At 70.4% G+C, this 6,089-nt stretch carries 6 protein-coding genes; 3 read left to right on the top strand and 3 right to left on the bottom strand.

Translation table 11 applies throughout. From position 1 onward, the window contains the following. Together AQJ64_RS10625 and AQJ64_RS10620 are read left to right on the top strand one after the other, a co-directional pair. On the top strand, nt 1-229 hold a 229-nt coding region (locus AQJ64_RS10625; protein ID WP_159060281.1), incomplete at its 5' end, for an alpha/beta hydrolase. A gap of 18 nt (nt 230-247) precedes the next feature. Continuing rightward, nucleotides 248-964 (top strand): alpha/beta fold hydrolase, encoded by a 717-nt coding sequence (locus AQJ64_RS10620; protein ID WP_055635465.1) that lies wholly within the window; start codon nt 248-250, stop codon nt 962-964. Nucleotides 965-1,033: 69 nt separating this feature from the next. Here AQJ64_RS10620 and AQJ64_RS10615 read toward each other — a convergent pair whose 3' ends face one another. From AQJ64_RS10615 to AQJ64_RS10605, 3 genes are all read right to left on the bottom strand, one after another. After that, a complete protein-coding gene (locus AQJ64_RS10615) occupies nt 1,034-2,266 on the bottom strand; it encodes a cytochrome P450 (RefSeq protein WP_055635466.1) in 1,233 nt (410 codons plus the stop codon). A 96-nt stretch (nt 2,267-2,362) separates the two neighbouring features. After that, nucleotides 2,363-3,316, bottom strand: a complete 954-nt coding sequence (locus tag AQJ64_RS10610; protein WP_055635467.1) for a DUF1731 domain-containing protein — start codon at nt 3,314-3,316, stop codon at nt 2,363-2,365. Between the two features lie 72 nt (nt 3,317-3,388). After that, on the bottom strand, nt 3,389-3,763 hold the full coding sequence (locus AQJ64_RS10605; protein ID WP_055635468.1) for a peptidase inhibitor family I36 protein: 375 nt from the start codon (nt 3,761-3,763) through the stop codon (nt 3,389-3,391). A 264-nt stretch (nt 3,764-4,027) separates the two neighbouring features. Between AQJ64_RS10605 and AQJ64_RS10600 the strand changes: the two genes are divergently transcribed. Next, nucleotides 4,028-6,082, top strand: coding sequence for a galactose-binding domain-containing protein (locus tag AQJ64_RS10600; protein ID WP_055635473.1), 2,055 nt, complete (start codon nt 4,028-4,030; stop codon nt 6,080-6,082). Nucleotides 6,083-6,089 lie beyond the last annotated feature (7 nt).

Genomic DNA, 6,089 nt, shown 5'->3' with positions numbered 1-6,089 from the left:
GAAGGATCTGCCCCCGGCGCTGGTCGTCACGGGTGAGGCGGATGTCCTGCGGGACGAGGGCGAGGCGTACGCGAACAAGCTGCGCGAGGCCGGTGTCCCCGTCACCGCCGTCCGGTTCCTGGGCATCATCCACGACTTCGTGATGCTCGACGCCCTGCGTCCGACCCACGCCGCCGAGGCGGCCATCACCCTCGCCGTCGGCACCCTGCGCGACGCCCTGCACGCCTGACCCCGGGAGAGCGTCACCATGTCCACCACCCCCACCGTCGTCCTGATCCACGGCGCGTTCGCCGACGCCACCAGTTGGTCCGGCGTCATCACGGAACTCCAGGGACACGGCATCCCCGTGATCGCCCCGCCCAACCCCCTGCGCGGCCTGGCCTCCGACGCGGCCTACGTCGCCTCCGTCGCCGCCCAGATCGACGGCCCGGTCGTCCTCGTCGGCCACTCCTACGGCGGCGCCCTGATCACGGTCGCCGGTGTCACGGAGAACGTCGTCGGTCTCGTCTACGTCGCCGCCTACGCCCTGGAGGAGGGCGAGAGCCTCGGTGAGCTCCAGGGCCGCTACCCGCTGTCCCCGCTGGTGAGCAACCTCAAGGAGTGGACGTACCCCACTCCGGGCGGCGAGTCCGCCGTCGAGGTCACCATCGCCGAGGACGCCTTCCCCTCGGTCTTCGCCGCCGACGTTCCCGCGGAGGTCACCAAGGTGCTCGCCGCGGCCCAACGCCCGCTGGCCGCCGCCGCGTTCGAGGAGAAGGCCGCCGCGGCCGCCTGGCACACCAAGCCGTCCTGGGCGCTGGTCGCCGCCGCGGACGAGGCCATCAACCCCGAGGTGGAGCGGTTCGGCGCCAAGCGGGCCGGGGCCACCGTCGTGGAACTGGAGGGCGCCTCGCACGCCGTCGCCGTCTCGCGCCCCAAGGAGGTCGCCGACCTGATCCGTGACGCGGTGCGCGCCACGAGCTGACGGTCTCCCGAACACCGCGCGGGCGCCCCCCTGAGCGCGTCCGCGCGGTCCCGGGTCGGCTCCGGTGCGCTACCAGCGCACCGGCAGTTCATGGACGCCGTACACGATCCCGTCGTCCTTGAACGGGATCTCCTCCAGCGTCGCCGCGCCCCGCAGGTGGGGCACGCGGCGGAACAACGTGCCGTACACCACCTGGAGTTCGATCCGGGCCAGGGGCTGGCCCAGGCACTGGTGGATGCCGAAGCCGAACGCCATGTGCCGGCGGGCGTCGCGGCGTACGTCGAGCCGGCCGGGGTCGGGGAAGCGGTCCGGGCTCCAGTTGCCGGTCGCGCCCGGGATGATGACGCCCTCCCCGGCGCGGATGTGCTGCCCGCCGACCTCGAGGTCCTCGAGGGCGAGCCGCCGCTGACCACTGTGCACCACGGTCAGATAGCGCAGGAGTTCCTCCACCGCGCCCGCCAGGACCTTCGGGTCGTCGGTGTCCCGGACGACCGCCAGCTGCTCGGGGTGCTCCAGCAGCGCCAGCACGCCCAGGGAGATCATGTTGGCGGTGGTCTCGTGCCCGGCGCCGAGCAGCAGCACACCCAGCATCGCCGCCTCGTGGCGGGTCGGATCGCCGGAGGCGGTGCGGGCGGCGAGGTCGGAGAGCATGTCGTCGGCCGGGTCGGCGGGCTTCAGGCCGAGCAGCCGCTCCAGGTACCGGTAGAGGGCCAGGTTGGCGGCCCGGGACTCCTGCGCGGTCGACTCGCGGCTCACCCCGACCTTGCTGTGCCGCTGGAAGAAGTCGTGGTCCTCGTAGGGGACGCCCAGCAGTTCGCAGATCACCAGGGACGGCAGCGGCAGCGCGAGGGCGCCGACCAGGTCGACCGGGTTCGGCCCGGCGAGCATCGCGTCGATCAGCTCGTCCGTGATGCGCTGGACCGTGGGCCGCAGGGCCTCCATCCGCTTGATGGTGAACGGCGCGGTGACCATCCGGCGGATCCGGGCGTGCTCGGGGTCGTCCATGTTCAGGAACGACGGCGGGGTCTTCCCGGCGGTCTCCTTGAACCCGGCGCTGAGGTACGGGAAGCCCCTCCGGGTGACGTCGACGCTGAGCCTCGCGTCGCCGTACAGGGCGCGCTGGTCGTCGTAGCGGGTGACGAGCCAGTGCGTACTGCCGTCCCAGAGGCGGACCTTGGAGACCGGCCGCTCGTCGTGCAGGCGCGTCATCTCCGGGGGCGGCGCGAAGGGACAGGCCGGGTCCCTCGGCATGGGGAAGTCGGGGACGGACTCGGACGGGTCGTGCGCGAGGAGGGGGGTCATGGCACTCCTGGTGGGGGGAACATCCCCGGTCATGCAACCGCAGCCGGCTGACAACTCCCCGTCAGAACACTGACGTTCGCCTGTACAGGACCCACGTCACGGCATCGGCGGGCGGTGCCGACGGCGTCGTACGAGATCGTCGGCGGCCTCCGGCCAGTGCGGCCGGCCGAAGGTGAAGCCCGCGGCGAGGAGCCGGCCGGGGACGACACGGCGGCTCTTCAGGAGCAGTTCGGTGTCCGAGCGCAGGGCGAGGGCGCCCAGCTCCGCCATCCACTTCGTCGCCGGCAGCCCCACCGGGACGCCCCAGGCGGAGCGCAGCGCCCGCATGAAGGCGCGTTGCGGCAGGGGAGCGGGGGCGGCCAGGTTCACCGGTCCGGCGAGGTCGTCCCGCTCGACGAGGAACTCCACCGCGCGCACGAAGTCCCGGTCGTGGATCCACGACACGTACTGCGCGCCGCCCGCCACCGGTCCGCCCAGACCCAGCCGGGTCAGCCAGGACAGTACGTCGAACACCCCGCCCCGGTCCGGGCTCATGACCATCGCCGAGCGCAGCGCCACCTTGCGGGTGTGCGGGGTGTCGGCCGCCTCCAGTTCCCGCTCCCAGGCGGTGGCGATGTCGACGCTGTAGCCCCAGTAGCCCGGCACGCCGGGCTCGTGACCGCCGATCACCCCGGTGTCCTCGTCGTGGGCCGCGTCGAAGCGGTGGGCGTAGATCGTCGCGGTGCTCATCTGGAGCCACACCTTCGGCGGCCGCGCGGCGGCGGCGATCGCCTCGCCCACGACGCGCGCCGAGTCCACCCGGGAATCCCTCATGGCCTTGAGGTTCTCCGGGGTGTATCGGCAACTCACACTCCGCCCGGCCAGACCGATCACGACATCGCTGCCGTCGACCTCCTCGGTCCAGGGCCCCGTGGTCCGCCCGTCCCACTCGGCCTCACCGGGCCCGGACGGCCGCCGGCTCAGCACGACGACCTCGTGCCCGCCCGCCACCAGGGCCCGCCGCAGCACACTCCCGACCTGCCCGGTCCCCCCGGGCAACACGAACTTCACGAGCAGGCTCCCCTCGCTGTGTGCCAGGGAGCCTACTCCATTTTGAACGTGTTCAAAACCCGCCTCGGTCGGCTACCAGCAGGGCTTGAACGAGCTGATGCGGTCGTTGGCCCCCTCCACCAGGACGTCGGCCGCGGAGCGCGCGGGGATCCACATCAGCATGTCTCCCCCGTAATCCGCGTCCTGGTAGAAACAGATGTCCCGGTCCGTCCTGTTGACGATGGAGCTCGTCCGGTCGTTCATGTAGTCACCGACGTTGGACCGGTACGGATCGGTCTGACCGATCCAGCGTCCCGTGAAATTGACGTTCTGGAAGATGCACACCATGGCCGCGGGGCAGTCGCTCGCGGCGGCACTCGCCGAGGGGGCCGCGGCCAGTGCGCCGCCGGCCAGTGCGGCCGTCATCGCCGCGGGTACGGCGGCTCGTCGGACGATTCGCTCGAGCATCACGGTTCTGCCCTTCGTTCGGGAATGTTCCAGAAGGAAGGGAATCACCGCCCGATTGTTCAACTGTTGTCCGTCGCCGCGGAGTTCACCGGGGCCGCCGTCCTTCCCCGCTCATCAGGTCAAGCGTCCCGGACTCTTGACTCGGAAAGGCGTCAGTCCGCATTCTCGACCCACTATCTTGCGTCGGTCATGACAACACCAAGGGCGATCAAAGCGTCCTCGTCGACCGCGCGACCCGCCGACCGAGGGACGTGGGCTGTGACCATGACCAGACGCCCGTACCGCAGACGCCGCGACGTCACCGTCGTCTCGCTGCTCCTTCTCGTACTGGCCTCGATCCTCGGCCCCGCGCAGAGCTCCGCGGCCGGGACCGACTGGTGGACGCCCACCTCGCGGCCGTCCCCGGACTCCCGGATCAATGTGACCGGGGAGCCCTTCACCGGCACCAACTCCGCCGGGGAGGTGCGCGGTTTCGTCGACGCGCACAACCACCTGTTCTCCAACGAGGCCTTCGGCGGCCGGCTGATCTGCGGCAAGGTGTTCTCCGAGTCCGGCGTCGCCGACGCGCTCAAGGACTGTCCCGAGCACTACCCCGACGGCACCCTCGCGCTCTTCGACTACATCACCCACGGCGGTGACGGGAAGCACGACCCGGTCGGCTGGCCGACGTTCGCGGACTGGCCGGCGTACGACTCCATGACCCACCAGGCGAACTACTACGCCTGGGTGGAGCGTGCCTGGCGCGGCGGACAGCGGGTGCTGGTCAACGACCTCGTCACCAACGGCATGATCTGCTCCGTCTACCCCTTCAAGGACCGCAGCTGTGACGAGATGACCTCGATCCGGCTCCAGGCGAAGCTGACGTACGACCTCCAGGCCTACATCGACAAGATGTACGGCGGCACCGGCAAGGGCTGGTTCCGCATCGTCACCGACAGCGCGCAGGCCCGTGAGGTGATCAAGGCGGGCAAGCTGGCCGTGATCCTGGGCGTCGAGACCTCCGAGCCGTTCGGCTGCAAGCAGGTCTTCGACATCGCCCAGTGCAGCAAGGCCGACATCGACAAGGGCCTCGACGAGCTGTACTCCCTCGGTGTGCGCAGCATGTTCCTGTGCCACAAGTTCGACAACGCGCTGTGCGGCGTCCGCTTCGACGAGGGCGGCCTCGGCACGGCCATCAACGTCGGGCAGTTCCTGTCGACCGGCACCTTCTGGCAGACCGAGAAGTGCACCACCGCGATGCACGACAACCCCATCGGCACCGCCGCCTCCGATGCCGAGGCCGACCTGCCGGCGGGCACCGAGGTCCCGGAGTACGACGAGAACGCCCAGTGCAACACCCGCGGGCTCACCTCCCTCGGGGAGTACGCCGTGCGCGGGATGATGAAGCGCAAGATGATGCTCGAGATCGACCACATGAGCGTCAAGGCCACCGGCCAGGCCCTGGACATCTTCGAGGCCGCCGGCTACCCGGGCGTCCTCTCCTCGCACAGCTGGATGGACCTCAACTGGACCGAGCGGGTCTACTCCCTCGGTGGTTTCGTCGCCCAGTACATGCACGGCTCCACGGACTTCGTGACCGAGGCCGGGCGCACCGAGGCGCTGCGCGAGAAGTACGGCGTCGGGTACGGCTTCGGCACCGACTTCAACGGCATCGGCGACCACCCCGCCCCGCGCGGCGCCGACGCCGCCAACAAGGTGACGTACCCCTTCAAGAGCGTCGACGGCGGCTCGGTCATCGACAAGCAGACCACCGGCTCGCGCACCTTCGACTTCAACACCGACGGCGCCGCCCAGGTCGGCATGATCCCCGACTGGATCGAGGACATCCGCAAGGTCGGCGGGCAGGACGTGGTCGACGACCTCTTCCGGGGCGCCGAGACCTACCTCGACACCTGGGGCGCCACCGAGCAGCACCAGGCCTCGGTCAACCTCGCCAAGGGGCAGACGGCCACGGCCAGTTCGTCCGAGTCCAACCCGTTCACCAGCTACCAGCCCGGCCGGGCCGTCGACGGCGACGACTCCACCCGCTGGGCCAGCGACTGGAGCGACGACCAGTACTGGCAGGTGGACCTGGGCTCCACCCACCTGGTCTCCCGTGTCACCCTCGACTGGGAGCGCGCCTACGGCAAGTCGTACCGCGTCGAACTCTCCACGGACGGCACCACCTGGACGACCGCCTGGTCCACCACCTCCGGTGACGGAGGCCTGGACACGGCCACGTTCACCGGCACACCGGCCCGCTACGTCCGGATCCACGGCCTGGACCGCGGCACCGACTGGGGATACTCGCTGTACGAGGTGGGCGTGCACAGCGCCTGACGTACGA

The sequence above is a fragment of the Streptomyces griseoruber genome (assembly GCF_001514205.1).
GTDB classification, from domain to species: Bacteria; Actinomycetota; Actinomycetes; order Streptomycetales; family Streptomycetaceae; genus Streptomyces; species Streptomyces griseoruber.
The sequence above is the reverse complement of the archived record's forward strand: the minus strand, read 5'-3'. Positions and strand labels throughout refer to the sequence as shown.

What these genes read in the sequence shown, in the direction of transcription:
- AQJ64_RS10620 (WP_055635465.1), top strand. Translation starts at nt 248, where the DNA reads ATGTCCACCACCCCCACCGTCGTCCTGATCCACGGCGCGTTCGCCGAC.
- AQJ64_RS10615 (WP_055635466.1), bottom strand. Translation starts at nt 2,266, where the DNA reads ATGACCCCCCTCCTCGCGCACGACCCGTCCGAGTCCGTCCCCGACTTC.
- AQJ64_RS10605 (WP_055635468.1), bottom strand. Translation starts at nt 3,763, where the DNA reads ATGCTCGAGCGAATCGTCCGACGAGCCGCCGTACCCGCGGCGATGACG.
- AQJ64_RS10600 (WP_055635473.1), top strand. Translation starts at nt 4,028, where the DNA reads ATGACCAGACGCCCGTACCGCAGACGCCGCGACGTCACCGTCGTCTCG.